The 25996-nt window shown below is 66.3% G+C and carries 27 protein-coding genes, 1 pseudogene and 1 riboswitch; of the genes and pseudogenes, 19 read left to right on the top strand and 9 right to left on the bottom strand.

Features of this window, described 5'->3' with window-relative positions:
* Positions 1–6: 6 nt before the first annotated feature.
* Positions 7–753: a formylglycine-generating enzyme family protein gene (locus NF551_RS09295; RefSeq protein ID WP_227895705.1), complete on the bottom strand. Its 747-nt coding sequence runs from the start codon at positions 751–753 to the stop codon at positions 7–9.
* A gap of 80 nt (positions 754–833) precedes the next feature.
* The gene (locus NF551_RS09290) at positions 834–1520 is read right to left on the bottom strand and encodes a hypothetical protein (protein WP_227895706.1); all 687 of its coding nucleotides are present in this window, start codon (positions 1518–1520) and stop codon (positions 834–836) included.
* Positions 1521–1958: 438 nt separating this feature from the next.
* Here NF551_RS09290 and NF551_RS09285 point away from each other — a divergent pair, with 438 nt between their 5' ends.
* The 4 genes from NF551_RS09285 (at position 1959) to NF551_RS09270 (ending at position 4849) form a co-directional block, all read left to right on the top strand.
* The gene (locus NF551_RS09285) at positions 1959–2420 is read left to right on the top strand and encodes a hypothetical protein (protein ID WP_227895707.1); all 462 of its coding nucleotides are present in this window, start codon (positions 1959–1961) and stop codon (positions 2418–2420) included.
* Complete coding sequence (locus NF551_RS09280) at positions 2420–2626, top strand: helix-turn-helix transcriptional regulator (protein ID WP_227895708.1); 207 nt, start codon at positions 2420–2422, stop codon at positions 2624–2626. Before NF551_RS09285 ends, NF551_RS09280 begins: the two co-directional genes overlap by 1 nt.
* A 28-nt stretch (positions 2627–2654) precedes the next feature.
* On the top strand, positions 2655–3701 hold the full coding sequence (locus NF551_RS09275; RefSeq protein ID WP_227895709.1) for an NAD(P)H-dependent flavin oxidoreductase: 1047 nt from the start codon (positions 2655–2657) through the stop codon (positions 3699–3701).
* A 146-nt stretch (positions 3702–3847) separates the two neighbouring features.
* Positions 3848–4849: an adenosine deaminase gene (locus NF551_RS09270; RefSeq protein ID WP_227895710.1), complete on the top strand. Its 1002-nt coding sequence runs from the start codon at positions 3848–3850 to the stop codon at positions 4847–4849.
* Here NF551_RS09270 and NF551_RS09265 read toward each other — a convergent pair.
* Together NF551_RS09265 and NF551_RS09260 are read right to left on the bottom strand one after the other, a co-directional pair.
* The gene (locus NF551_RS09265; RefSeq protein ID WP_227895711.1) at positions 4846–5040 is read right to left on the bottom strand and encodes a hypothetical protein; all 195 of its coding nucleotides are present in this window, start codon (positions 5038–5040) and stop codon (positions 4846–4848) included. The two genes, NF551_RS09270 and NF551_RS09265, sit on opposite strands and share 4 nt — an antisense overlap.
* A 51-nt stretch (positions 5041–5091) precedes the next feature.
* Positions 5092–6363, bottom strand: a complete 1272-nt coding sequence (locus tag NF551_RS09260; RefSeq protein WP_227895712.1) for an APC family permease — start codon at positions 6361–6363, stop codon at positions 5092–5094.
* Between the two features lie 127 nt (positions 6364–6490).
* Between NF551_RS09260 and aspS the strand changes: the two genes are divergently transcribed.
* Positions 6491–8284 carry an aspartate--tRNA ligase gene (gene aspS / locus NF551_RS09255; protein WP_227895713.1) on the top strand — a complete coding sequence of 598 codons (1794 nt, stop codon included), beginning with the start codon at positions 6491–6493 and terminating at the stop codon, positions 8282–8284.
* A 73-nt stretch (positions 8285–8357) separates the two neighbouring features.
* Here aspS and NF551_RS09250 read toward each other — a convergent pair whose 3' ends face one another.
* From NF551_RS09250 to NF551_RS09235, 4 genes and pseudogenes are all read right to left on the bottom strand, one after another.
* Positions 8358–9476 carry an ATP-binding protein gene (locus NF551_RS09250; RefSeq protein WP_227895714.1) on the bottom strand — a complete coding sequence of 373 codons (1119 nt, stop codon included), beginning with the start codon at positions 9474–9476 and terminating at the stop codon, positions 8358–8360.
* Between the two features lie 87 nt (positions 9477–9563).
* Positions 9564–10070, bottom strand: a complete 507-nt coding sequence (locus tag NF551_RS09245) for a flavin reductase family protein (RefSeq protein WP_227895715.1) — start codon at positions 10068–10070, stop codon at positions 9564–9566.
* 48 nt (positions 10071–10118) lie between these two features.
* Positions 10119–10238, bottom strand: a riboswitch (SAM riboswitch).
* 100 nt (positions 10239–10338) lie between these two features.
* Positions 10339–10644: pseudogene (locus tag NF551_RS09240) on the bottom strand (MFS transporter); the annotation flags it as partial.
* A 39-nt stretch (positions 10645–10683) separates the two neighbouring features.
* Positions 10684–11052: an MFS transporter gene (locus NF551_RS09235; RefSeq protein ID WP_227895717.1), complete on the bottom strand. Its 369-nt coding sequence runs from the start codon at positions 11050–11052 to the stop codon at positions 10684–10686.
* A 52-nt stretch (positions 11053–11104) separates the two neighbouring features.
* On the opposite strand from NF551_RS09235, the gene NF551_RS09230 reads away from it, so the two are divergent.
* The 14 genes from NF551_RS09230 to nusB all read left to right on the top strand — a co-directional run bounded on the left by NF551_RS09230 (position 11105) and on the right by nusB (position 24674).
* A complete protein-coding gene (locus NF551_RS09230; RefSeq protein ID WP_227895718.1) occupies positions 11105–11941 on the top strand; it encodes a PhzF family phenazine biosynthesis protein in 837 nt (278 codons plus the stop codon).
* An 81-nt stretch (positions 11942–12022) separates the two neighbouring features.
* The gene (locus NF551_RS09225) at positions 12023–13426 is read left to right on the top strand and encodes a replication-associated recombination protein A (RefSeq protein ID WP_227895719.1); all 1404 of its coding nucleotides are present in this window, start codon (positions 12023–12025) and stop codon (positions 13424–13426) included.
* A 283-nt stretch (positions 13427–13709) separates the two neighbouring features.
* The gene (gene rpsD / locus NF551_RS09220) at positions 13710–14336 is read left to right on the top strand and encodes a 30S ribosomal protein S4 (protein ID WP_152227785.1); all 627 of its coding nucleotides are present in this window, start codon (positions 13710–13712) and stop codon (positions 14334–14336) included.
* A 197-nt stretch (positions 14337–14533) separates the two neighbouring features.
* Entirely contained in the window at positions 14534–14908 is a 375-nt protein-coding gene (locus tag NF551_RS09215) for a DUF948 domain-containing protein (RefSeq protein ID WP_227895720.1), read from the top strand.
* A gap of 35 nt (positions 14909–14943) precedes the next feature.
* On the top strand, positions 14944–15198 hold the full coding sequence (locus NF551_RS09210) for a hypothetical protein (RefSeq protein WP_227895721.1): 255 nt from the start codon (positions 14944–14946) through the stop codon (positions 15196–15198).
* 60 nt (positions 15199–15258) lie between these two features.
* Entirely contained in the window at positions 15259–17952 is a 2694-nt protein-coding gene (gene alaS / locus NF551_RS09205; protein ID WP_227895722.1) for an alanine--tRNA ligase, read from the top strand.
* A gap of 9 nt (positions 17953–17961) precedes the next feature.
* Positions 17962–18531, top strand: coding sequence for a Holliday junction resolvase RuvX (gene ruvX / locus NF551_RS09200; RefSeq protein ID WP_227895723.1), 570 nt, complete (start codon positions 17962–17964; stop codon positions 18529–18531).
* A complete protein-coding gene (gene mltG / locus NF551_RS09195; protein ID WP_227895724.1) occupies positions 18528–19880 on the top strand; it encodes an endolytic transglycosylase MltG in 1353 nt (450 codons plus the stop codon). Before ruvX ends, mltG begins: the two co-directional genes overlap by 4 nt.
* Before the next feature lies 1 nt (position 19881).
* Positions 19882–20757 (top strand): shikimate dehydrogenase, encoded by an 876-nt coding sequence (locus tag NF551_RS09190; protein WP_227895725.1) that lies wholly within the window; start codon positions 19882–19884, stop codon positions 20755–20757.
* Positions 20758–20789: 32 nt separating this feature from the next.
* Positions 20790–22001, top strand: a complete 1212-nt coding sequence (aroC, locus tag NF551_RS09185) for a chorismate synthase (RefSeq protein WP_227895726.1) — start codon at positions 20790–20792, stop codon at positions 21999–22001.
* Positions 21994–22512, top strand: coding sequence for a shikimate kinase (locus tag NF551_RS09180; RefSeq protein WP_227895727.1), 519 nt, complete (start codon positions 21994–21996; stop codon positions 22510–22512). Before aroC ends, NF551_RS09180 begins: the two co-directional genes overlap by 8 nt.
* Positions 22512–23633, top strand: a complete 1122-nt coding sequence (gene aroB, locus NF551_RS09175) for a 3-dehydroquinate synthase (RefSeq protein ID WP_227895728.1) — start codon at positions 22512–22514, stop codon at positions 23631–23633. The genes NF551_RS09180 and aroB overlap by 1 nt, the downstream gene beginning before the upstream one ends.
* A 70-nt stretch (positions 23634–23703) precedes the next feature.
* On the top strand, positions 23704–24267 hold the full coding sequence (gene efp, locus NF551_RS09170; protein ID WP_227895729.1) for an elongation factor P: 564 nt from the start codon (positions 23704–23706) through the stop codon (positions 24265–24267).
* Positions 24264–24674, top strand: coding sequence for a transcription antitermination factor NusB (nusB, locus tag NF551_RS09165; protein WP_227895730.1), 411 nt, complete (start codon positions 24264–24266; stop codon positions 24672–24674). The genes efp and nusB overlap by 4 nt, the downstream gene beginning before the upstream one ends.
* 79 nt (positions 24675–24753) lie before the next feature.
* Here nusB and NF551_RS09160 read toward each other — a convergent pair whose 3' ends face one another.
* Positions 24754–25917, bottom strand: coding sequence for a PrsW family intramembrane metalloprotease (locus NF551_RS09160; RefSeq protein WP_227895731.1), 1164 nt, complete (start codon positions 25915–25917; stop codon positions 24754–24756).
* Between the last annotated feature and the right edge of the window lie 79 nt (positions 25918–25996).

The raw sequence follows: 25996 nt of genomic DNA, 5'->3' as shown, positions 1-25996 counted from the left end.
TATGTGTTATTCGGCCAGGGGCGTCCAGCCTGACGGCAAAGGTCCGCTGAATACTCCCCGCTCAATGTCTGCCTCAGCTGACCAACCTTGTGCTGCTTGCCCCGTGTGAAATGCCCCTTTGGCCACTCGCATGCCGACGTCGGGATGCTTCATCCCCGGCCCTCCGCCCCGCCGTGTGGACGCCCGGACGCTCCATCGCTTATCGGCGAATCCACCTCCGCGGAAAACCCGGTAGTCCCCATAGCGTGCTGGGTCGAGCAGATCCCAGCACCATTCCCAGGCGTTCCCCAGAGTGTCATACAAGCCGAAAAGGTTAGGCTCCTTCGACCCGACAGCCTGAAGTTCTTCCACCTCATCCTCGGCCGTCCACGCGATGTGCGCGAGGGGCCCGTAGTGCGGGCCGGTCGTACCTGCTCGGCAGGCATACTCCCACTCAGCTTCCGTTGGCAGCCGGTACCCGGAGACTTCGGTCTGCCAAGTCACGCCTTCCTTGTTCACTAGGTAAACGGGTGCGAGGCCGTCCCGAACCGACGCAGCGTTGCAAAACATGACCGCATCAAACCAGCTCAGGTCGACCGCGGGCGAACGTGCAATCGATTCGCCAGTTCCCATCCCCTGCGCGTATTCGGCCTTAGTGATAGGAACGACTCCGATCTCGAACGGCTCGAGCTCCACGGACCAGCGGCGTCGGCGTCGCTCGTCGTGCAGCTCAACCTCTCCCGCGGGCAGAATACGCAAATCGAGAGTAGCCATTCCGTCATACTCCCACCACAGCAAGTAGAAATGTCGTGTCGCGGTAGCCGATCCCCTTTTTGGGCACAGAAGTGTGGCCGTTAGCTTCGGATCGTGAACCGGACCTGGATCCGTTTGAGATCAGCGCGTGGAAGTACTGCGGTCACGACGCCGCCGCCAGCGAGGCGGGCTCCGATGCCGTACACGAACGGGTCAGTATCGACCTCTGCACCGGGTACGTCGACTCCGTTGATAACGGTTCTGGCTGGGCTGTTGACCATCCGGCCGGTCACTGCGGGTGCGTGCTGGTCCCAGGGTTTACCGCCGGGCCAGAGCTCCTGCCGATACTGGTTCATCAGGATGTGGTTGACATGGTCAGCCAGGAGGCTCTGAAGTGAAGAGCACTCGGACGGCTCGCGGTGCCAAGTGGTTCGCACGGCCTCCCACAGCTGCGGGTAGCGCATTCGCTCCACTTGTTCGATCAGCCAAGGGGGCCGGGGCCATGGCGGAACTTCTTCGAGCGCCCTTCGGGTCTCCTCGTCGAGGTCCGCGAGGTTAGCCGGGTCTGAGCGATCATCCGGGTTTCGCCAGAGGGTGTAGGTGATGCTCGCTGTCATTTCGCTGTACCCACGGTCATCCAGGGCGTAGTTCAGGCTGACGGAGTCCGTGTCCTCCAGCGACGGCTGGGGCATAAGCCCTAGCACCGGAATGGGCATGCGCGTCAGGTTCTCGACCCATTCAGCGCGGGGGTCGGGGGCGTCTTCGGGGAGAGTGCCAACCCATCTCATGCCTAGACTATGAATCAAACGAGGATGCCTGTAAATGGGAATGAGTTCAGGCCCCAAAAGTCCCGCTGAGGGATCCTTGACCGCCCCATCCATCGCCTCGCCCACGGCAACCGAAACGGCAGTGGCAGCATGTCCCTGCCGCCGCAGCCCCGGCGCGGTGAGGACGCCCATGTGGGCCAAGCTGGCCCTCCAAATGTCGTATCCGCATCCTGCCAAAGGAAGTTGCGGCGGCTCATCGCCGTCCAACAGAACGAACTTATTTTCCATCTCGCTCAAGCCGACTTCTGCCGCGTCGTCCTGAGAGCATGCGCGCTCCAACGCAAGAGCCTGTCGTCCGCCTCGCAGTGCGACCCAATGGTCAAACACCCTTTACGTACAGTCCGCTTGACAGTACAGTTTCCTTGACAGGTGGGTTCCGAACCGGAGAAAGGCTGACTGATGAGCGTGGAGAATGCCCGGAGCAAATGGGGCCGTGCGCGGTTTGGCGGCAGCACCGCCCAGTTGCTGGCCGCCTCGCTGGCCGTTGCTGTGCTTGTGTCAGCTGCACTGGGCTGGCTCTTTATGCTGCTGCGGAACGGAGACCGCCCGCTGCTGGCCTTCGGTATCATGGCCGTCTTTACGCTGCCTATCGCAGCGGTGCTGGCCTGGGTGGTGCTCGTTGACCGCTCAACTATCGCCGGTGCCATCGAGAAACCCGAAGACTCCGTCGAATCCGCCTGGTATGACAAAGCGGCCAGCGGCGCGTTCACGGACATTCTCCTGGTTGGGGGACTGGGCTGCGCCGCCCTCACGTTCCTGGGAACCGAGGGCACTGCCGGGCTGGTCCTGGGAGGCGTGGTGGCCTTCGCCATGCTGGACTTCGGCGTGCGCTACCTCTGGCAAAAGAAAACCGCTGCCTGATGGAGAACTCGCTGAGCCGCCGTCGTTCAGAGCGCGGCTGGTCCCAGCAGTACCTCGCTGACGAACTGGGAGTCTCACGGCAGACCATCATCTCCATAGAAAAGGGCCGGTACGATCCGTCACTGCCGCTTGCCTTCCGGCTGGCCGCCGTTTTCGACTGCCGGATCGAGGACCTGTTTACCCCCGGACAGGCCGCCGCCGAATGACCTGGCCTACATTGAGAAAGGCGCCTCGATGAACCATCCCATCCTGCCCTCCCGCCTGCCGATTGCCGCTGCACCCATGGCCGGTGGACCAACGACGACGGCGCTGGCCTCCGCCGTTGCCGAAGCTGGCGGGTTTCCATTCCTGGCAGGCGGCTACAAAACGCCGGAGGCCCTCGCCGCGGAGATCAGCATGCTCCGAGCCAGTGGGCATCCCTTCGGCGTGAACCTTTTCGTTCCGGCCCCGGATCCCGTCGACGAAGCTGCCTTCCGCGCCTATGCCCGGCGGCTGCAGCCCGAAGCAGACCGCTACGGGCTGACCCTCAGCGAGCAGTCAGTGGCCGACGTGGACTTCTGGGAGGAAAAACTCGCGCTCCTTCTCCGCGATCCGGTCCCGGTTGTATCGCTGACCTTCGCCCTGCCGGAGCCGGCGGATATTGCCGCGCTGCAGGCTGCCGGGACCCGCGTCCTTGCCTCGGTAACCTTGCCCGCGGAAGCACGCCAAGCGGAGGCAGCGGGTGTGGACGGGCTGGTGGTGCAGGGCCCCGACGCCGGCGGACACAGTGCCACCTTCGACCCGGCACGCAGGATTGAGCCGGTTAGCACCGAAGACCTGGTCCGCTCAGTCAGCGCAGAGACGGTTCTGCCGATCATTGCCGCGGGCGGCGTCGACGGACCCGCTGCGGTCCGCACACTGCTGGCAGCCGGTGCCGAAGCGGTGGCCGTGGGCACGCTGCTGCTGCGCGCCGACGAAGCCGGCACCTCGCCAACGCACCGGACAGCCCTGGCCGACGATACCTTCACTGAAACCGTCCCTACCCGGGCCTTCACGGGCCGTCCGGCACGGGCGCTGCGCAACGCTTTTATCGACCGGCACGAGCCGGATGCGCTGAACGCCTATCCCGCCGTCCACCACCTCACCCGCGCCCTGCGCCAGGCCGCCGGTAAATCCGCCGACGCCGATACCCTCCATCTGTGGGCTGGAACCGGTTGGCGCAGCGCTCCGAGCGGACCTGCGGCCGGCGTCGTCGGCTGGCTGGCCGGCGAGCAGCCGGAGCCATCGCAATCCTCCCTGTAGTTTTCGGCCACCCGGGGATGTTCCCGGGACGCTGACGCGCAGCTTCCCTGTCCGCATTCCCGGAATGGTCTCCGCGGCGAAGGCAACCTAGGCTTAAGAGGACGGCGCGGCGCGCCACGCCGGACGGAACTTTTGAGAGGACCCCCTTGAGCAAGCTGCCCTGCGCCGAACTCCACCTCCACATTGAAGGAACGCTGGAACCGGAACTGATCTTCGAACTGGCTGCCCGCAACGGCATCGAGCTGCCCTACGCGGATCTGGACGAACTCCGAGCCCGCTACGAGTTCACGGACCTGCAGTCCTTCCTGGACCTTTACTACGCCAACATGGACGTGCTGCGGACCGAAGCGGACTTTGCGGACATGACCCGCGCCTACCTGGCCCGCGCCGCGGCAGCCGGCGTCCGGCACGTGGAACTGATGGTGGACCCGCAGGCGCACCTGGCCCGCGGCGTCGCGCTGGAAACCTGTATTGGCGGTGTGGCCTCGGTGCTGGAAATCTCCGAGGCGGAGTACGGCATCTCCACGGCGCTGATCGCAGCCTTCCTCCGCGATCGTCCGGAGGAGGAAGCATCCGGGGTCCTCGCAGAGCTGCTGGCCATGAAGGCCCCGATCATCGGCATCGGCCTGGACTCTGCCGAGCTGGGCAACCCGCCGGAGAACTTTGTGCCGCTCTATGAGCAGGCCCGTGCCGCCGGCCTCAAGCTGGTCGCGCACGCGGGGGAGGAGGGGCCGTCGCACTACATCGAACAGGCCCTGGACCTGCTGCTGGTGGACCGGATTGACCACGGCATCCGCTGCATGGATGACCCGGAGCTGGTCGCCCGGCTGGAACGTGACCAGATCCCGCTGACCATCTGCCCGCTCTCCAACGTCCGGCTCCAGGCCGTCGATTCACTGGAATCCCATCCGCTCCCGCTGCTGCTGGAACAGGGTCTGAACGTCTCGGTGAACTCCGATGATCCTGCCTATTTCGGCGGCTACGTCGATGACAATTTCGCCGTCCTGCGGGAGACCTTCGACCTCAACCCCGCGCAGCTGGCCAGGCTCGCGGAGAACTCCATTACGGCGTCGTTCGCGTCGGATGAGCGCAAAGCGGAGCTGCTCGCGGAAGTGGAAGCCTGGCTGCTGGTGGCGGGAACCGCCTAAGCGGCAGCGTGCTTACGGGCCAGCAGGACCGACAGCAGAGTCAGAAGGACCGCGATCGCCAGCAGGGCTGAAGCGGTCCAGACTAGGGCGCTCTTTTCCGGAATAGAGAGATTCAGGACCAGAGCCAGCGCCAGCAGCAGGAGCTGGGGGACCAGCAGTTTCAGACCCGGAACCTTGGTGAACTTCTGCACGTAAACCCCCATGTCATAGACGTGTTGCTGGCTTCCACGATACAGGGGCAGTCAACGTCCCCGCCGGAACGTCAGCCGCACCACGGCACCGGCAACAACCGCCATCAGCCCCAGCGCGATGTCCAGCAGCGGAAGGGACAGCGCCAGCAGCAGCGCTCCGGCAAGGCCCAGCACGTTCAGTGCGCGCGGCGTATACCAGCGCCGCGAGTGCAGCGTGAAGGCGATCGCCGCGGTGCCCCCGGCATAGAGCAGCCCGGTAAATGCCGCGACCCCCAGCAGCGTGGGCGCCGGGAAGGCCAAGATGAGGACAATGACGACGCCGGCTCCGGCCACCACGCCGACCCAGGGCGTTTCCGGCCGCCCCCGGAGGACGGACCGCTGGCTGCCGAACAGCCGGGGGAGTTCGCCTTCGGCGGCCATGGACGCGGCGATGCGGGCGCAGCCCGCGTTCAGGGCAGAGAGCGCGCCGAGCCCAGCGGCAGCCGCGGCAATCAGGACGACGCCGGTCCCCACGCCGCCGCTCATGTCAGCCACCGGGACCACCATGGGTGCGGTTTGCCCCGCGAGTCCCGGCGCTCCGAAATAGCTGAGAAGCGATTCACCCAGCACCAGGTACAGGCCCAAAACGACGGCGATAGCTGCCGGCAGCGCCAGCGGAATGTTGCGTCCAGGGGAGCGGACGTGCGGCCCCAGCGAAGCCAGATAGCCGTAGCCAATGAACGCGAAGTACAGCAGCGCCGAGCTTTCCAGCACCCCGGTAAAGCCGGGTTCAGGCAGCGTAGCGAGTTTCGGGATCCCGCCGGGCTGATCCGAGTTGAATGCCACCACGGCAACGAAGGCAAGCACGGCGATCACGAACGCGACAATGAACCGGGACACCCAATCGCTGCGCGTCGCGCCGGCCAGGTTAAGCAGGGCAGTTCCTGTGACCGCGCCTATTGCCACCGCAACGCCATAGTCCGGCAGCAGGTAGGTGCCCAGCATCAGCGCCGCCACCGCAGCTGCCGCCAGCCGGGAGCACAGGAAGATCCATCCGGTGACGAAAGCCGCAGTGGGGCCAAGGATGACCCGCGCCGCCCGGGTGCCGCCGTCGTCGTAATTGGCCTGGCCCTCATCCAGCGCCGCGCTGATCTGGAAAATCGCGACGCCGCACGCATAGGCGACGACGGCGGCGATCGCCAGCGGTAACGCCAGCGGGCCGCCGTCCGCAGCCACGGCCGCGGGGAAGACGACGAAGACTCCGGCGCCCACGATGGATCCGATGCCGGCAGTCGTCGCGTCGAAGCCGCCCAGCGGGCGGTGCATGGCAGCGTTGCCGGACACTCATCCTCCGATCAGTCTGCCCTTGGCCGGGAACAGAAGGTATCACCGGTAAACTCAAAGAAGATCTCTACTCACAATGGGCGGAAACAGGTGGTTTCCGCAACCAATCGAAGTTGAAAGGACTGCTGTGCTGCGCACACATGCCCTTGGTTCCCTGAGGGCCGAGCATATTGGACAGACCGTCACCCTGGCCGGCTGGGTAGCCCGCCGCCGGGACCACGGAGGCGTGGCCTTCCTCGACCTGCGTGATGCCTCCGGTGTCGCCCAGGTTGTTGTCCGTGAAGAGGACGTCTTCCACGGCCTGCGCAATGAGTACGTCCTGCAGATCACCGGCAAGGTCGAGCGCCGCCCCGAAGGCAACGAGAACCCTGCCCTGGCCACCGGCGAGGTGGAGGTCATTGCCGACGACGTCGTCATCCTGAACACCTCCGATCCGCTGCCGTTCCAGATCGACGAGCACGTGGAGGTCGGCGAAGAGGCACGCCTGCGCCACCGGTACCTTGACCTGCGCCGCCCGGCCCCGGCCGCCGCGATGCGCCTGCGCTCCGAGGCCAACCGCGTAGCCCGCGAACTGCTGCACGGCGAGGGCTTCGTCGAAATCGAAACCCCCACCCTGACCCGTTCCACCCCGGAAGGCGCCCGCGACTTCGTGGTGCCTGCGCGCCTGGCACCCGGTTCCTGGTACGCGCTGCCGCAGTCCCCGCAGCTGTTCAAGCAGCTCCTGCAGGTAGGCGGCTTCGAGAAGTACTACCAGATTGCCCGCTGCTACCGCGACGAGGACTTCCGCGCCGACCGCCAGCCGGAGTTCACCCAGCTGGATATCGAAGCGAGCTTCGTCGAAGAGAATGACATCATTGCCCTCGGCGAGCAGATCGTGAAGGCACTCTGGAAGCTGATCGGCGTCGAGATCCAGACCCCGATCGCCCGGATGACCTACGCCGACGCCATGGCCCGCTACGGTTCGGACAAGCCGGACCTGCGCTTCGGCCTGGAACTGACCGAGCTCACCGAGTTCTTCAAGGACACCACCTTCCGCGTCTTCCAGGCACCCTACGTCGGCGCCGTGGTCATGCCCGGCGGTGCCTCGCAGGCCCGCCGCACCCTCGATGCCTGGCAGGAATGGGCCAAGCAGCGCGGTGCCAAGGGCCTGGCCTACGTCCTGGTTCAGGAAGACGGAACCCTCACCGGACCGGTCGCCAAGAACCTCACCGACTTCGAGCGCGAAAACCTGGCAGAGAAGGTCGGCGCCAAGCCCGGCGACTGCATCTTCTTCGCCGCCGGCGACGCGTCCTCGGCGCGGGCCCTGCTTGGCGCTGCCCGTGTTGAAATCGGCCACCGCACCGGCCTCATCGATCCGAAGGACTGGGCTTTCGTCTGGATCGTTGACGCCCCGATGTTCGAGCCCGCCGCCGCGGCCGTTGCCGCCGGTGACGTCGCCGCAGGCGAAGGCGAGTGGACTGCGGTGCACCACGCCTTCACCTCCCCGAAGCCCGAGTTCATGGACACCTTCGATACGGATCCCGGCTCGGCCCTGGCCTACGCCTACGACATTGTCTGCAACGGCAATGAGATCGGCGGCGGTTCCATCCGTATCCACCAGCGCGATGTGCAGGAACGCGTGTTCAAGGTCATGGGCATCTCCGAGGAGACCGCCCAGGAGCAGTTCGGCTTCCTGCTCGAAGGCTTCAAGTACGGCGCTCCGCCGCACGGCGGCATCGCCTTCGGCTGGGACCGTGTGGTGGCCCTGCTGGCCGGCGCCGACTCGATCCGCGACGTCATCGCCTTCCCGAAGTCCGGCGGCGGCTACGATCCGCTGACCTCCGCTCCGGCGCCGATCAGTGCCCAGCAGCGCAAGGAAGCCGGCGTCGACTTCAAGCCGGAGAAGAAGCAGGACAAGCCGGCCGAGGCTCCCGCTTCCTAGCCCGACCCAGCCTGCATAAGGGCCCGGCCGCCACTTAGGCGGCCGGGCTCTGTGCTTTAAGCGTCTGTGCTTTTTAGGGTTCGGCGGGTGGAGCGCTCATGCCCGCCTGACGGCGCAGGTGCTGCCGCAGGCCCGGGATGGCGAAGTCCACTTTGCCGTGTCCGGTGGACTCGATAAGTCCGGCTGCCAGCAGCCGGGACCGGTAGTTGGCCACCAGGTTGGTTTTCGCGCCAAGGCGGCGGCCGATGTCGCCGGCCAGGGACGGGCCGTCATCCACCGCCATGGCTGAGAGAAATTCCCGGTCCTTGGCCGACGCCGTCGCCAGGGCTGCCTCAATGACGGTGCGCGCGTTGCGCCGGTGGGCTGCGTCTATGGCCCGCTGGACGGCATCCGTTCCGAGGTGGCCGGCCTGCGTCTCCGCCTCCCGCCAGAGGAAGTAGCCCACCAGCTGGATCAGGAACGGATAGCCGCCGGTCGCCTGTGCGGCACGGCTCACCAGATCGGGGCTGATCTGGAAGTCGGCGCCGGCAAAGGTCGAAGCAAAGGACTCTTCAACCTCCCGCACAGCAGCGGCATGCAGGTCGATCTTGTCGGCCCGACGCAGGAACGTCGCCACGCCCTCGTTCAGCAGATCCGAAACTGCCGCTGGCAGCCCCGCGAAGACCAGTCCGATCGGCAGCCGGGCCTGGATGAAATGCTGCACGCTGGCGGCAAGCTGCGCGAGCTCGCTTCGGTCAGCGGCGTGGATCTCGTCCACGCTGATGATGAGGCCGGTGCGGTGTTCGTCCAGGAGGGTCAACAGTTCCTCCCCGACACCGCGCCACGCGACCTGCCGTTCGGGCGGCAGCTGGGTCGTAATGCTGAAACCGGCAGCTGCGAGGGCGGTGATGCGGCGGGTCTTGGGCCCGTCCCCCAGTTCCTCGGCCAGGCGGCGCATCGATTCGCCAATGCGGCCGACGAATCCCGGCGTGGCGGTCTCGGAGATGACAGCCCAGCCGCTTTCGCGGGCCAGGTCATGTGCGGCGCCGAGCATGACGGTCTTGCCGATGCCCCGTGCACCGGTAAAGATCGTCAGCAGGCCGGGGGCGCCGGACCCCAAACGGAGTCCGTACTGGAACTCATCCAGCACGCCCTCCCGTCCCAGGATTTGCGGGGGAGTGGCCCCGGCGGAAGGTCGGAACGGGTTTTCCATGCGGACAGACTCCTGTGAGTCGCTGTGTGCTTTGTGAGTTTGCGCGGGCTCGATGAGTCTATATGAGTTCTGTGAGTTTGAGGCTGGTCAGGCGAAGGCAGGGACAGCCAGATTGCGGAACGCCGAACCGTGGAAGACCAGCGGCTCATAGGCATCCCCGTGGGCGGAATAGCCGTGAACCCGAAGCAGGACGACGGCGTGGTCCCCGGCCGGGACCTCATTCTCCACCGATGTCTCCAACCAGAGCGCTGCCTCGTCGAGGAACAGGGCGCCGGAACCGGCGTTGTGCAGATCGAGTCCGGCAAAGCGGTCGCCGTCGCGGGAAGCGATCTGGCGGCAGACGCCGTCGTGCCCGGAACCCAGGACGGAGACTCCGATCCGGCCCGCCGAACGCAGTACCGGCCAGGTACGGGAGGTGTTCTGCACGGCGAACATCACCAGGGGCGGATCCATGGAGACCCCGACAGTAAAGGAGGAGGCCACGATTCCCTGCGGGGCGCCGTCAACTTCGGCGCAGAGTGCTGCGATTCCGGACGGGAAGCGCCCAAAGGCCTGGCGCAGTGCATTTGGCTGGAGATCGGTTTCGAGTGCCATGAAGATTCCTCTGCCTGACGCGCAGCCTGCGGCAAGGAGCCGGATGCGGCGCTGTACTTGCCGGACCGGGAGATCCACCGGAACGGCCGAATCGTCACCTGGAGCACCCCGCTACGGCGAGAGGGTTGCCGTCCAGCCGGCCAGGGCCTCTGGCTGGAACTCTTGATTCTGGCTACCAATCTAGGGGCGCGGTATCCCGCGCGCAAACCCGCGCTGTGAGGCGTACACACGCCGCAACAGTTCGTAACGGGCTGTCTTAGGGCGCGCGCTATTCCGGCAGCAGCTCCAGGGATGTGTCCGCCGCGGCCGAACCGGGACGGTCCCGGACGCCCATCTTCGCCAGCGCCAACGGTCCCAGCACACCTCCAGCCAGCAGAACTGCAGCGAAGACCAGGCAGGCTGCCAGCCAGGAGCCCCCGGCGTAGACGAAGCCCGCCAGCAGCGAACCAATGGCCGCGCCGAGCAGGCCCGCGTTTCCTAGGATGCTCATCGCCCGGCCGAGGCGGCGCGGGTTCAGTTCCGCGGCGACTTCCCCGTACATCGGCAGCAGCAGTGCCCAGGAAACGCTGGTGAGTACCCAGAGCGCGGCGGCGCGTCCTGGACCGGCCCGGGATCATCTTCCGGCGACGTCGGACGCCTGCGCGGAGCGCAAAGCAGCACGACCAAACGCTTCGGAAGAGAGCAGGCCAGCCATGGAACCTGAGTCACGGTCCGGGAACTCTGCGGCAAGGGCGCGGATGGACACCCAGAAGAGGGCCCCGCCCACACCGCCGAGGATCGCTGCGCCGAAGGCAACGGACAAGGAACCGGCCAGCGTGTAGCCGAGACAGCTCACGGCATAGAGCAGGGCGCCGGACGCCGCGGTGACGGTCCTCGGGCGCTTATCCGCCAGCCAGCCCGCTGCCGGACGGGCGGCAACCGACACAAGGAGTTCGGCCGCGACCAGGATCCCGATCGCTTCCGCGCCGATCCTAGCCAGCAACGGACACGGGAATGGGAACGGTGCCGCCCCGGCCAGCCATTACAGTGTCCGCATGAGACAACGCTGGTTCAAACAGGTAGACGTCTTCGGCAACAAGCCGTACCAGGGCAACCCGCTTGCCGTAGTGCTGGACGGGGAGGGCCTCGACGACGAGCAGATGCAGCAGTTTGCCCGCTGGACGAATCTGTCGGAGACGACCTTCGTGCTCCCGGCCATCCAGGACGAGGCTGACTACCGGGTCCGGATCTTCACGCCCGGAGGGGAGATACCGTTTGCCGGGCACCCTACGCTGGGCACCTGCCACGCCTGGACGGAAGCGGGAAACACCCCGATGAAACCGGGCCTCGTGGTCCAGGAATGTGGAATCGGCCTGGTTCCCCTGCGCGTCAATGCCGGCCTCGCTGCGTTCGCGGCGCCCCGCCTGATCCGCACCGGACCCGTGGAAGAGGACATTCTGGCCAGGGTCACAGCCGCCCTGGGCCTGCGGCCGGACCAGGTCAAGGGCCACCAGTGGGTGGACAACGGTCCGGGCTGGCTGGGACTGCTGCTCCCTGACGCCGAAACGGTGCTGTCGCTGACGCCGGACCATGCAGCGATTGGCGGCCTCCGGGTGGGGGTTATAGGCCCGCAGCCCGAATCGGCGGAGACGGACTTCGAGGTACGTGCCTTCGCGCCCGGCCTGGGTGTCTCGGAGGACCCGGTCACGGGCAGCCTCAACGCAGGCCTGGCCCAATGGCTGATCGGCCAGGGCATCGCCGAAGAACGCTACACCGTCACCCAGGGCACAGCCGTCCACCGTTCCGGCCTGGTGCGGGTGTTCACCCGGGAGGGCCGGATCTGGATCGGCGGCGAGTCGGTCACCTGCATCGACGGTTCCGTCACGCTCTGACCCGCGAGAGGCCAGTTACGGCTCGTTTCAGCGCTGAAAAGAGCCGTAAGTGGCCTCTCGGCGGGGCGGTAGCCTTGAAGCGTGAATGACTTGTTCAGCAGCGATGAGGACCAGGACCCCGGGGACGGCGGCGACGCGGCCGGGGAACGGGACGACGACGGGGCCCGGCAGCGCCCGCGCAGCCCCCTGGCGGTACGCATGCGCCCCCGCAGCCTGGATGAGGTGGTGGGCCAGCAGCACCTGCTCACCCCTGGATCACCGCTGCGGACCCTTGCCGAAGCGCCGCAGGGCGGACCGGCGGGCCCGTCCTCGGTCATGCTCTGGGGCCCTCCGGGAACCGGCAAGACCACACTTGCCCACGTGGTCGCCCGCGGCCCGGGCCGCAAATTCGTGGAGCTCTCGGCAATCACCTCCGGCGTGAAGGACGTCCGCCGGGTCATGGATGAGGCCCTGACATCCAGGGACCTGCACGGCGTCACAACCGTGCTCTTCCTCGACGAGATCCACCGCTTCAACAAGGCACAGCAGGATGCGCTGCTGCCCGGGGTGGAGAACCGCTGGGTGGTCCTGATCGCGGCGACCACGGAGAACCCGTCCTTCTCCGTTGTTTCCCCGCTGCTCTCCCGGTCACTGCTCCTGACGCTCAAGCCGCTCACCGAAGAAGACATCGCGGGCCTGCTGGTCCGCGCCGTCAAGGATGAACGCGGCCTCGCCGGCCGGGTGGAGCTCAGCGACGAAGCACTCGAGCACCTGGTCCGCCTCGCGGCCGGGGACGCCCGGCGCGGGCTGACCGCGCTGGAAGCCGCAGCCGGCGTCGCCTATTCCGAACGTGATCCGGACGTGGAGGTTCCTGCCGTCCTCCTTGAGCATGCCGAACAGGCCCTGGACGTCGCGGCCCTGCGCTATGACCGCGCGGGGGACCAGCACTACGACGTCACCAGTGCCTTCATTAAGTCGCTGCGGGGCTCCGACGTCGACGCCGCCCTGCACTACCTGGCCAAGATGCTCGAAGCGGGGGAGGACCCGCGGTTCATCTCCCGGCGGCTCATGATCTCGGCTGCCGAAGACGTGGGCATGGCGGACCCGACCGCGCTGCAGACCGCCGTAGCCGCCGCCCAGGCGGTGCAGATGATCGGCATGCCTGAGGGCCGGCTGATCCTTGCCGAGGCGGTGGTGCACATTGCCACGGCGCCGAAGTCCAATGCGTCCTACAAAGCCATCGGCGCCGCGACGGCGGACGTGCGGGCCGGCTACGGCACGGGCGTTCCGCCGCACCTTCGCGACGCCCACTATCCCGGGGCCAAGCAGCTCGGGCACGGCAAGGGCTACATCTATTCGCATGACCAGCCGCACGGCGTGGCCACCCAGCAGTACGCTCCCGACGATCTGGTGGGCAAGGACTACTACCAGCCCACAGCCAACGGTGCGGAGCGGGACATCTCTGCCCGGCTGGAGCGGCTGCGCGGGATCATCCGCGGCAAGTAGGCCGGACGTTTCCGTGGCGTACCGCCGCAGCAGCAGGCTCCGGGTACAGGCGCCTGCGTGCTAGGATTGATGGTTGACTGGCAAGCGCAACGCCGGAACTCCCCACCACGACGCCGGATACCCTCCGGAGCATGGTGGATCTGTGTCCCGGCAGCTGCGTTGCAGCAGAAGGCAGCGGTTGGCCGGAGCTCTCCCTAATGGAGGCCAGTGACTACGTATTAGCCGTGTACGGCGGGGCAACCCGGCGGCACACGGCAAAACCGCCAAACAGTGAAAGGTGAACGTGGCTAACAACACACGTGCACGCCGTCAGGCCCGCGCTTCGCGCGCCCTCGGCATTGCTTTGACCCCCAAGGCAGCAAAGTACTTCGAGCGCCGGCCTTACCCCCCGGGTGAGCACGGCCGCGCCCGCCGCAAGCAGGACAGCGACTACGCAGTCCGCCTGCGCGAAAAGCAGCGCCTGCGCGCACAGTACGGCATCCGCGAAGCACAGATGACCCGTGTCTTCGAGGAAGCCCGCCGCACCGCCGGTCTGACCGGTGAAAACCTGATCGAGCTTCTCGAGATGCGTCTTGACGCCCTCGTGCTGCGTGCCGGCTTCGCCCGGACGATCGCCCAGGCCCGCCAGCTTGTTGTGCACCGCCACATCATGGTTGACGGCGCCCGCGTGGACCGCCCGTCGTTCCGCGTGTCCGAAGGCCAGCTCATCCATGTGCACCAGCGCAGCGAGACCATGACGCCGTTCCAGGTTGCCGCTGCCGGCGCCCACCGCGACGTCCTGCCCGCTGTTCCGGGTTACCTGGATGTCTCCCTGGACAAGCTGCAGGCTCGCCTGGTTCGCCGCCCGAAGCGCTCGGAAATCCCCGTGACCTGCGAAGAGCAGCTCGTGGTGGAATACTACGCACGCTAATTCGACTGCGCTCCCGCCTGCGGGAGCCAAGGCGAAACTGGAACAGCCCGCGGCCTTTGCGCCGCGGGCTGTTTCGTTTCCCGGCCGTGTCCGCGCACCGGCCGGGTGGGGAACGCGCCGCCGCCAAGTAAGTGTCCGGCCCCGTCAATGGGTAAGGTACATAGCGGAAACTCTTCGAAAACAACCCAAGGAGAACCATGTCAGGTGGAGATATAGCCGGTCTGATCGCAGCCGGGGTTTTTGCCGTGCTGGTTGCGCTGCTGGCCGTCCCCATCCTCAAGCTTGGGAAGGTGTTCGACGAGCTTCGCGGATCGATCAAGACCTTGAGCGACGAGACCACCCCGCTGATCGACGAAGTGACGACCACGGTCTCCACCACGAACCTCCAGCTGGCAAAGGTCGACGGGATCTCCTCCAACGTTTCCGACGCCTCAGCCAACATTTCGGCACTGACCTCGCTTGTCGCCGCCACGGTTGGCTCGCCGCTGATCAAGGTCTCCGCCTTCACCTACGGCGTGCGGACAGCACTGACTTCCCGCCGGCCCGCAGGCCGCGGCCGCCGCAGCCGCTAGTCCCACAGACATGCAGTCCATAACAGGAGCAGACCATGATTAAGCGCGTCTTTTGGATGTCGATCGGCATCACCATTGGCGTTATTGCCGTCCGCCGAGTCTCCGAAGCGAAGGCCACCCTTGGGCCTGCCGGACTCAACCGCGCCGTCGGCACTGCTGCCGACGCCCTGCACGATTTCACCGATGCCTTCCGCGACGCCATGACCCAGCGCGAGGGCGAGCTCCGCTCCGCCCTGGGCCTGGACACCGCGGACACGGTCGCCGACACGATGTCCTCGGCCCGCCGCTGACTTTCTCTCACCGCGCAGCTGCCCTGCGCGGAATGATTTACCAGAAGGGTAAGAAACACCATGAAGTCCCACGAGATCGCACGCCGCTGGCTGGATTTCTTCAGCAGGAAGGGCCACACGGTCGTTCCCTCCGCGTCGCTCGTCACCAACGACCCGTCGCTGCTGTTCACCGTTGCGGGCATGGTGCCCTTCATTCCGTACCTGACGGCACGGGAAACCCCGCCGTACAACCGCGCAACCAGCGTGCAGAAGTGCATCCGGACCGCTGACATTGAAGAGGTCGGCAAGACTGCCCGCCACGGTACCTTCTTCCAGATGGCCGGCAACTTCTCCTTCGGCGACTACTTCAAGGAAGACGCCATCACCTTCGCCTGGGAGCTGCTGACCAGCCCGGTGGCAGAGGGCGGCTACGGCCTGGACCCCGAACGCCTCTGGGTCACCGTGTACGAAGACGGCGACGAGCGCGACGATGAAGCGCGTGCGATCTGGCGCGACAAGGTCGGTGTGCCCAACGAGCGCATCATCGGCACCGGCAAGGCTGACAACTACTGGAACACCGGCCAGGCAGGCCCCGGCGGACCCTGCTCCGAGATCTACTATGACCGCGGCCCGGCGTACGGCCTCGAAGGCGGCCCCGCGGTCGACGAAACGCGCTACATCGAGATCTGGAACCTGGTCTTCATGCAGTACCAGCTCTCCGCCGTCCGGTCCAAGACCGACTTCGATGTGGCCGGGGAACTGCCGCAGAAGAACATCGACACGGGCCTCGGCCTGGAACGCCTGGCCATGATCCTGCAGGGTGTCGAGAACATGTACGAGACCGATCAGGTCCGTCCCGTGCTGGACAAGGCCGCCGAGCTCTCGGGCAAGACCTACACGTCAGCCGAAGACCCCGCAGATCCGCACCACTCCGACGACGTGAAGATGCGCGTTGTCGCCGACCACGTCCGTTCGGCGCTGATGCTGATCTCCGACGGCGTCACGCCCTCGAACGAAGGCCGGGGCTACGTTCTCCGCCGCCTGATCCGCCGTGCCGTCCGGGCCATGCGCCTGCTGGGCGTCGAAACCGCCGTGCTGCCGGAGCTGCTGCCTGTCTCCCGCGACGCCATGAAGGGCACCTACCCGGAGGTCGAGACCGACTTCGCGCGGATCTCCCGCATTGCCTACGCCGAGGAAAAGGCGTTCCTGCGCACCATCGCTTCGGGCACCGAGCGCCTTGATGCCGCTGTCCAGGAGTCCAAGGCCGCCGGCCGTCCGCTGTCCGGCGCCGATGCCTTCGCCCTGCACGACACCTACGGCTTCCCGATCGACCTCACCCTGGAAATGGCCGAGGAAGCCGGCCTGAAGGTGGACGAGGCCGGATTCCGGTCCCTCATGCAGGAACAGCGCCAGCGTGCCCAGGCTGATGCCCGCGGCAAGAAGCACGGGCACTCGGACGTCTCTGTCTTCAACGAGCTGCTGAAGTCCGGCCAGACGGTCTTCACCGGTTACAACGAGCTCACCACCGAATCCGCCGTGCGCGGAATCGTCTCCAACGGCGAGTCCGTTTCCCACGCCGGTCCGGGAACTGAGATCCAGCTGGTCCTGAATGAAACACCGTTCTACGCCGAGGCCGGCGGCCAGGCCGCCGACGTCGGACTCATCACGGGTGACGGTTTCGTCCTGGAAGTGTCTGACGTCCAGCGTCCGGTCAAGGGCCTGACGGTCCACAAGGCAGTCGTCCGGGAGGGTGAGGTCTCCGCCGGCGCCCTGGCACTGGCAGCTGTCGACGCCGAGCAGCGCCACGCCGCTGAGCAGGCGCACTCCGGTACGCACATCGTGCACGCCGCACTGCACCAGATCCTCGGCCCGGAAGCGCTGCAGCGCGGCTCCTTCAACAAGGCCGGCTACCTGCGTTTCGACTTCTCCTGGGGCGAAGGCCTGTCCGAGGCCGCCAAGTCGGAAATTGAAGAGGTTTCCAACCTGGCCATCCGCAACAACCACAAGGTCGAGACCAAGATCATGTCCCTTGCCGAGGCCAAGGCACTGGGCGCCATGGCGCTCTTCGGTGAAGCCTACGGCGACGAGGTCCGGGTCGTGGAGATCGACGGCGACTGGTCGCGTGAGCTTTGCGGCGGCACCCACGTGGACTCCACCTCCCGGATTGGAAGCCTGACCCTGCTGGGTGAGCAGTCCGTGGGATCCGGCAACCGCCGCGTGGAAGCTTTCGTGGGAATGGACGCCTTCCGCCACCTCGCCGCCGAGCGGGCACTGGTGAATGAGCTCTCCGACCTGCTCAAGGTCCCCTCGGTCCAGCTGCCCGAACGCGTGTCCGCCACGCTGGCGAAGCTGAAGCAGGTCGAGAAGGAACTCGAGCGCCTGCGCCGCGAGCAGCTCGCTGCGTCCGCCGCAGCGCTGGTGAACACCGCCGTCGATATTGACGGAGTCCGCCTGCTGGTGCACGACGCCGGAACGGTCTCCGGAGCGGACGACCTCCGCACCCTCGCACTGGACCTGCGCAGCAGGCTTGGCAGCGAGGCGGCAGTGGTCGCGGCCGCAGGTGCAGCCAACGGCCGCCCGGTCGTCATTGTCGCCACCAACGAGGCAGCACGCGCTGCAGGCGTCAAGGCCGGCGTCCTGGTCAAGACTGCTGCCGGCGTTCTCGGCGGCGGCGGCGGCGGCAAGGACGACGTCGCCCAGGGCGGCGGAACCGACGCTTCGAAGGTGTCCGAAGCACTGACTGCCATCCGCGCAGCGGTGGCGAACCGGAGCTAGCGGAAAACCGTGTCAGCGTATCCGCGCGGAAGAAAGCTCGGCGTTGATGTTGGCCTGGCGCGCGTCGGGGTCGCTTCGTGCGATCCCGACGGCGTCCTGGCCACTCCGGTACGCACGTTGAAACGTGATGCCAAGAAGAACAGCGACGTCAGGGTGCTTGTCCGTGAGGCAGCCGAGCAGGAGGCCGTGCAGGTTTTCGTCGGACTTCCGCAGAGCATGCGGGGGACCGAAACCGCATCGACGCAGATGGCCCGGGAGTATGCGAAGGTCCTGGCTGAAGCACTCGGGCGTGCCGGCCTGGACGTCCCGGTCCGGCTGATCGACGAGCGGCTGAGCACAGTCAGCGCACACCGGTCCCTGAGAGAAGCTGGCTTGGAGACAAGGAATCACCGTAGAGTGGTAGACCAAGTGGCCGCTGTTGGGATATTGCAGCAGGCCATTGACATGCAGCGTTCCCTAGGACGCGATGTGGGGGTGCCCGTCATCACTGGCCGGAGTGAGCAGCTTGATGCTCCGGCCCCGAACGAGGAGCAAACAATTTCCGAGGACATCCGCCCCGAAAGCGACTCTGCGTCGTGAGTCACAGCTACCCCGGGCACCGTGCCTCCGGGCACGAATCGGAACCTGATCCGAGCGCCGGCACACAGGGCGACGGCTATGTTGCCGACGGCCAGGACTACGGCACTGCGGACGGATACCACCAGGACACCCACCAGAGTGATGCACGCTGGGAAGACGGCGGACAAGACTACGGGAATCACCCGGAGGACCAGCACGATCCCGGCTACGAGCCCGCGCCGGTCCAGCACTTCTTTGCCGAAGAGCCTGCCAGCCGCCGAAGCCGCCGTCCTTCGCGAGACAAACAGCGTCGGCGGCGGCGCCGCACACTGGTCATGGCGGTTGTGCTCGCTGTCTTCGCCGGTGTGGTGTTCGGCTTGACCGTGTTCCTGCGCGACCTGCTGGGGATGAACGAAACCAAGGACTACCCGGGCCCCGGCGAAGGAACGGTTTCCTTCGTGGTCCATCCGGGCGACGGCCCCCTGATTATTGGCAACAACCTGGTCAGCGAGGACATCGTGGCCTCGAGTGAAAAGTTCGTCGAGACCTTCCAGCAGGAATCGGACGGGCGCGAGATCCAGCCCGGTACGTACGAGATGCGCTACCAGATGTCCTCCTCCGGAGCAGTCACGGCCCTGCTTGGAGACGGCGGCACCGCTGTCCATTACGCGGCGATCGACCGGGATCTGCGGTTGAACGAAACCTTCGACAGACTGACCGAATCCACCGGCATCCCGCTGGCGGAGTTCGAGGCACTTGCCGCGTCCCCGCAGGACTTCGGACTTCCCGCCGAGGCCGTGAGCCTGGAAGGCTACCTTTTCCCGGGGGAGTACCGCTTCCCGGTCGACATGACCGCCGCGGAGATCATCGAGGAGATGGTGGCCAACGCATTCACTGCGCTGGAAGAATCGGGCGTCACGGATCCTGCCGAGCAGTACGACGTGCTCACCAAGGCCAGCATCATCCAGGCCGAAGCCGGCGAAGCGGATTACGCCACGGTGGCCGGAGCCATCGAGAACCGGCTGCGCGGCGACAACACGGAAACCAACGGCCTGATCCAGTCCGATGCCACAGTGACTTACGGCCTGAACCGGAAGAGCTACAACCTCACGCCGGATGAGAAGGCAGACACTTCCAATCCGTACAACACCTACGCGAACCCCGGGCTGCCGGTCGGACCCATCGGCTCACCGAGCGTCGAGGCCATTGACGCGGCGGCCAATCCGGCGGACGTGCCCTACTTCTACTGGGTGACGGTCAACCTGGACTCCGGCGAGACGAAGTTCTCCTCCACCCTCGCCGAACACGCCAAGTACGTTGCCGAGTACCAGGAATGGTGCGGCACCCAGAAAGCCGGAAGGTGCGAGTAAATTGTCCACCCGCCTAAGGGCAGCGGTCCTGGGGCATCCGATCGGGCACTCCCGCTCGCCCCAGCTTCACCGGGCCGCATACCAGTACCTCGGATTCGACTGCTCGTACGAGGCTATCGACGTCGAAGAATCGGCGGCGGCAGAGTTCGCTGACGCTGTCCGGCGGGAACCGGGCTGGAACGGCCTGTCCGTCACCATGCCGCTCAAGGCTGTTATGGCTGCTGCGGTAGACAGGCTTGATCCGTTGGCCGAGACGCTCGGCGTCCTCAACACCGTAACGTTCGAGGCCACTCCAGAGGGATCGGTCCTCACCGGGTGGAACACCGACGTCGCCGGGCTGGTTAACGCGCTGCGGCACGCCGGTGCCCGGGAGGCGCCCCGCGCAGTTGTGCTGGGCGCCGGGGGAACCGCCTGTGCAGCAGTCGCCGCGCTGGCCAAGCTGGACAGCCCTGCTGTGGACGTCTATGCCCGGAACTACCGGGGCAGTGCCCCGGGCGTCGCATCAGTCCGGGACGTGGGATCCCGGCTTGGCGTGACCGTCAACCTGCACGGCTGGGACGAAGCGGCACAGGCGTGTGCCGGTGCCGACGTCGTCATCTGCACACTGCCGCCCCGCGGTGCGGACGCAGTGGCGGACGAATTCCAGGCGCTCGGAGCGCAGTGCGGCGGAGCTGTCCTGCTGGACGCTGCGTACGACCCCTGGCCCAGCCGGATCGCCTCCGCCTGGGAGTCCGCAGGCGGGAAGATCGTGCCCGGCTTGGAAATGCTGCTTTACCAGGCGGTGGAACAGGTGCGCCTGTTCACCGGTCCGGCCTTTCGCGACGAGGCCGCCGTCATAAACGTGATGTGTGACGCAGTGGGGCTGCCTCCGCGCTGAAGCCCCCTGCCGAACGTGGCAGTATTGAATCCATGTTGCGTTGGTTGACCGCCGGTGAGTCCCATGGGCCTGCACTGGTCGGAATTATTGAGGGCGTCCCCGCGGGCGTCGAAGTAAGCACCCCGTCGATCCAGGAAGCGCTGGCACGGCGCCGTCTTGGCTATGGCCGCGGCGCCCGGATGAAGTTCGAGCAGGACCAGGTGCGCATCCTGGGCGGTGTGCGCCACGGACTGACCCAGGGCGGCCCGATCGCCATTGAGGTGGGCAACACCGAGTGGCCCAAGTGGGAGCAGATCATGGCTTCCGATCCGGTGGATCCCGAGGTCCTCGCTGACCAGGCGCGCAACGCCCCGCTGACCCGGCCGCGTCCGGGGCACGCAGATTTCACCGGCATGCAGAAGTATGGTTTTGACGAAGCCCGGCCCGTGCTGGAACGCGCCAGCGCCCGCGAAACCGCCGCGCGGGTAGCGCTGGGTGCCGTCGCCTCGGCTTTCCTGAAGGAACTCGGCATTGAGCTGGTGAGCCACACGGTGGGCATTGCCGCAGTGAACTCGCCGGAGGGTTCTACCCTGCCGCTTCCTGCCGACGTCGCGGCGCTGGACGCTGATCCGATGCGCTGCTTTGACGCGGCCGTCTCCGAAGCGATGGTCGCGGAGGTCGACGCCGCGCATAAGGAAGGCGAGACCCTGGGCGGAGTCGTCGAAGTCCTCGCCTACGGCCTTCCGCCGGGACTGGGAAGCTACGTGCACTGGGACCGCCGGCTGGACGCCCGCCTGGCAGGTGCCCTGATGGGCATCCAGGCCATTAAGGGAGTGGAAGTCGGCGACGGTTTCCTGACTGCTTCGCGCCGGGGATCTGCCGCCCATGACGAAATCCTCCAGGATGAAGAGGGCCGGGTCATTCGTTCGGGTAACCGTGCAGGCGGCATCGAAGGCGGAATGAGCATCGGCGAGGTGCTGCGCGTGCGTGCGGCAATGAAACCGATTGCCACCGTGCCCCGGGCGCTGAAGACCGTGGACGTCAGCACCGGCGAACCGGCCCGCGCCCACCACCAGCGTTCGGATGTCTGCGCCGTACCCGCAGCCGGCGTCGTCGCCGAGGCCATGGTTGCCCTGGTCCTGGCTGAGGCCGTGACGGAAAAGTTCGGCGGCGATTCCGTGGCCGAAACCGCCCGGAACCTGCGCACTTACCTCGAGAACATCCCGGCCTCGCTCGCCTCGACCGGTACCGGCAGCGGTGCCTGAGCAGCAGCATCTGGTCCTGATCGGGTTGATGGCGGCCGGTAAATCCGTGGTCGGCCGCCAGCTCGCCGCCCGCCTCCGCCTGCCGTACGTCGACACGGACCAGCTGGTCGTCGCCGAACACGGACCGATCCCCGAGATCTTCGCCCGGCACGACGAGAGCTTTTTCCGCCGGGCTGAGGCACGCGCTGTTGCCGGTGCGCTGGCTTCCCCGGTCCGGTCCGTGATTTCCCTGGGCGGGGGAGCAGTGCTGGATTCCGGCACTGCCAAACTGCTGGCGCAGGCTACCGTTGTCTTCCTGGACACTGACCTGGCGACAGTCCTGCCCCGGATCTCCCGTACCGCGCACCGTCCGCTGCTGGCCGGGGACCCGGCCGCACGCTGGACCGCGCTGGCAGAGGTGCGCCGGCCCATCTACGAATCGCTGGCAGACATAGTTATAGACAGCAGGGGGCTTTCCGTCGCGGAAGTCGTGGAACGCATCACCGCAGCCCTGGCCGAAGGAGAGCACTAATGCCCGCAGAACCCACTGTCATCCAGGTGACGGGCGACAAGCCCGCCGAGAATTACGACGTCGTCATCGGCAACGGCCTGCTGGGCCGGCTGCAGGGGATGCTGGGGGAGCGCGTCCGCCGCGTCCTGGTCATTCACCCGCGCGCCCTGCGCACCACGGGGGACACCGTCCGGGACGAACTGGCAGAGGCAGGGCTTACGGCCCTGACCGCCGAAATTCCCGATGCCGAAGAGGGAAAGCACATCCAGGTTGCCTCCTTCTGCTGGCAGGTGCTCGGGCAGAACGATTTCACCCGCTCCGACGCGATTGTGGCCGTGGGCGGGGGCGCCGTCACCGATGTCGCCGGCTTCGTGGCAGCCACCTGGCTGCGCGGGATCAAGGTAGTGCATATCCCCACCAGCCTGCTCGGCATGGTTGATGCCGCCGTTGGCGGGAAGACCGGAATCAACACTGCCGAAGGCAAGAACCTCGTTGGCGCGTTCCATCCTCCGGCCGGCGTGCTGGTGGACCTCGATGCACTGGGGACCCTCCCGAAGAACGAACTGCTCTCCGGCATGGCCGAAGTGGTCAAGTGCGGCTTCATTGCCGATCCGGCCATCCTGGACCTGATCGAATCCAACCTGGACGCGGTCGCGGACGGAAGCTCCGACGTCGTCCGTGAACTGGTGGAGCGCGCGGTGCGGGTCAAGGCCGACATCGTCTCCGGTGACCTGCGCGAAGCCGGACGCCGGGAGTTCCTGAACTACGGCCACACCCTGGGCCACTCGATCGAACTGGCTGAGCGCTACCAGTGGCGCCACGGTGCGGCTGTTTCCGTCGGTATGGTCTTCGCGGCGGAACTTGGCCGGATGGTCGGACGGCTCGATGATGCCACGGCCGACCGGCACAAGGAGATCCTCACGTCCCTGGGCCTGCCCGTGACGTACCGGAAGGACCGCTGGAGCGCGCTGCTTGACGGCATGCGCCGGGACAAGAAGTCCCGCGGCGACCTGCTGCGTTTCGTGGTCCTCGACGGGCCGGGCAAACCGTCGATCCTGGAAGTGCCGGACACCTCGCTGCTGTTCGCCGCGTACCAGGAGATCGCCTCCGAGCCGGAGAGCGGCATCCGGCTCAGCCTGTAGGCATTTCCTGAACAGGTAGAATGGTCGACGGACCAGACACGCAGATACGCGAAACGACGAAAGAGAAACTGTGGCTACGACCAACGACATCAAGAACGGCACAGTGCTGAAGCTTGAAGGCAACCTGTGGAGCATCATCGAGTTCCAGCACGTAAAGCCGGGCAAGGGTGGTGCGTTTGTCCGTACCAAGATGCGCAACGTGCGTTCTGGCAAGGTCGTCGACAAGACGTTCAACGCCGGCATCAAGATCGAGACTGCCACGGTTGACCGCCGCGACTACCAGTACCTGTACAAGGACGGCGAAGACTACGTGTTCATGGACACGTCCGACTTCGACCAGCTCACCGTCCCCGGCTCGATCGTGGGCGACTACGCCAACTTCATGCTCGAGTCCATGATGGTGACCATCGCCCTCCACGACGGTGCTCCGCTCTACATCGAGCTTCCGGCATCCGTCGTCCTCGAAATCACGTACACCGAGCCGGGCCTGCAGGGCGACCGCTCGACCGGCGGCACCAAGCCCGCCACCGTTGAGACCGGGTACGAGATCCAGGTCCCGCTGTTCCTGGAATCCGGAACCAAGGTCAAGGTCGACACCCGCACCGGCGACTACCTGGGACGCGTTAACGAGTGAGTGCACGCACCAAAGCAAGAACCAGGGCACTGGAAGTGCTCTTCGAAGCGGAACAGCGATCCATGTCTCCGCTTGAGTCCCTCCGTTCCCGCCGGGAAAAGACGGACCAGGTCATCAATCCCTACACCATGGACCTGGTGGAGGGTGTGATCGCCAAGCAGGAACAGATCGACGAGTTCCTGGGTACGTATTCCCAGGGCTGGGCGCTGGACCGGATGCCGGCAGTAGACCGCATCATCCTGCGCATCGGCAGCTGGGAACTGCTCTACAACGAGGAGATCCCGGACAAGGTCGCTATCAGCGAGGCTGTTGAACTGGCCAAGGCGCTCTCCACGGATGAGTCGCCCGCATTCGTCAACGGACTCCTGAGCAGGCTCCACCAGCTGAAGGACTCCCTGCTGGCCTAAGCCGCAGCGATGCTTTCCAAAGCCCGGCAGGTTACTCCTGCCGGGCTTTGTGCTGTCCTGAACCGCTCGGCGGCGGCAGCTATTCCCGGCGGGACACGGCGGCCTGCAGAAGTGACTCGCGGGTGCGGGTCAGTTCTTCCAGCAGCCGTTCTTCGCGGGCCGCATTGCGCCTCGGGTCCCGGCCGTTGACCAGCTGTTGCCGGGTCAGTGCCAGATTGGTCGCCTCCCGGATGAACGCCCTCATGGGTCCCCTGGCGCCGAACTGGGCGGACCAGCCCACTGCCCGGCGGCGACCGTCCGCGGTGGAGAGCATCTGGACCTCCGTCGGCGTGAACCAGCCGGCGGCACAGTACTCACTCAGCCGCTCCCTGGTGAGGCGCTGCTCAGCCTTCCTGAGGTACGCAACCCCTGCCACGGCCAGGCCGAAGAGCGGGACCTGCATCAGGAAGTAGAACAGGAAGAAATCGTCATAGACCAGTGCCATGCCGCCGTTCCAGAACATGTGGCCGGCCACGGCGGCAGCAAGCCCGGCGGTGAATCCCGCAGCTATCCGTCCGCCACCCGGCTTCCGGACCGCGATTCCCAGGGCCAGGCCGATCGCAGCGGTAAAAAGCACGTGGGCGAAAGGCGAGAACAAACCGCGCAGCACAAACACGAATCCCAGCTGCAGCCCGATACTGCCGGCCTCCAGCAGGGCGGCGCTGAAATAGAGGATGTTTTCGATGAAGGCAAAGCCGGCTCCGATAACTCCCGCGTAGACAATCCCGTCCAGGGGGCCGTCAAAGTGGCTTCGGCGCACAAAGACAAGCAGCAGCACCCCGAGCCCCTTGGCCACTTCTTCCACCAGGGGCGCCTGGACCACTGTGGCGACGACGTCCGCCGGCGTCAGGGGGAGCAGCGTCATGAGGACCTCATTGACCATGCTGCCCAGCAGCAGGGTAATCGCCACCGAAACGCCTGCGCCCCAGAGGAAAGCGAACACCAGTGCTCCGCGTGGTTCGGGCTCCCAGCGGTCGATCCAGTGCAGGCCCAGCAGGCAGATCCCCAGCGGGATGAGGGCCAGGATGCCGCACAGCAGGAAGGCTTCGCTTCCCAGGGCTGCGAACAGGAACATTCCGACGCCGGCCACCACGGCGGCCGCTGCAATGAGCAGCAGCACGTTGAGCACTCCTGCGCTGCCGCGCCGGGCGGACCGCGGCATGCCGAAGCCGGGCAGCTCAGCAGCCGGATGTCCCGGGTGCACTGGCTGACCAGGATGGCCCGGTTGCCCCGGCAGTCCCGGCTGGCCGGGCTGCGCTGGCTGCTGTGGCTGCCCCGCGGGC

Source organism: Arthrobacter caoxuetaonis (assembly GCF_023921125.1).
Classification (GTDB): Bacteria; Actinomycetota; Actinomycetes; order Actinomycetales; family Micrococcaceae; genus Arthrobacter_B; species Arthrobacter_B caoxuetaonis.
The sequence above is the reverse complement of the archived record's forward strand: the minus strand, read 5'-3'. Positions and strand labels throughout refer to the sequence as shown.

What these genes read in the sequence shown, in the direction of transcription:
- NF551_RS09295 (WP_227895705.1), bottom strand. Translation starts at nt 753, where the DNA reads ATGGCTACTCTCGATTTGCGTATTCTGCCCGCGGGAGAGGTTGAGCTG.
- NF551_RS09290 (WP_227895706.1), bottom strand. Translation starts at nt 1,520, where the DNA reads ATGAGATGGGTTGGCACTCTCCCCGAAGACGCCCCCGACCCCCGCGCT.
- NF551_RS09285 (WP_227895707.1), top strand. Translation starts at nt 1,959, where the DNA reads ATGAGCGTGGAGAATGCCCGGAGCAAATGGGGCCGTGCGCGGTTTGGC.
- NF551_RS09280 (WP_227895708.1), top strand. Translation starts at nt 2,420, where the DNA reads ATGGAGAACTCGCTGAGCCGCCGTCGTTCAGAGCGCGGCTGGTCCCAG.
- NF551_RS09275 (WP_227895709.1), top strand. Translation starts at nt 2,655, where the DNA reads ATGAACCATCCCATCCTGCCCTCCCGCCTGCCGATTGCCGCTGCACCC.
- NF551_RS09250 (WP_227895714.1), bottom strand. Translation starts at nt 9,476, where the DNA reads ATGGAAAACCCGTTCCGACCTTCCGCCGGGGCCACTCCCCCGCAAATC.
- NF551_RS09245 (WP_227895715.1), bottom strand. Translation starts at nt 10,070, where the DNA reads ATGGCACTCGAAACCGATCTCCAGCCAAATGCACTGCGCCAGGCCTTT.
- NF551_RS09230 (WP_227895718.1), top strand. Translation starts at nt 11,105, where the DNA reads ATGAGACAACGCTGGTTCAAACAGGTAGACGTCTTCGGCAACAAGCCG.
- NF551_RS09215 (WP_227895720.1), top strand. Translation starts at nt 14,534, where the DNA reads ATGTCAGGTGGAGATATAGCCGGTCTGATCGCAGCCGGGGTTTTTGCC.
- NF551_RS09210 (WP_227895721.1), top strand. Translation starts at nt 14,944, where the DNA reads ATGATTAAGCGCGTCTTTTGGATGTCGATCGGCATCACCATTGGCGTT.
- alaS (WP_227895722.1), top strand. Translation starts at nt 15,259, where the DNA reads ATGAAGTCCCACGAGATCGCACGCCGCTGGCTGGATTTCTTCAGCAGG.
- aroC (WP_227895726.1), top strand. Translation starts at nt 20,790, where the DNA reads ATGTTGCGTTGGTTGACCGCCGGTGAGTCCCATGGGCCTGCACTGGTC.
- aroB (WP_227895728.1), top strand. Translation starts at nt 22,512, where the DNA reads ATGCCCGCAGAACCCACTGTCATCCAGGTGACGGGCGACAAGCCCGCC.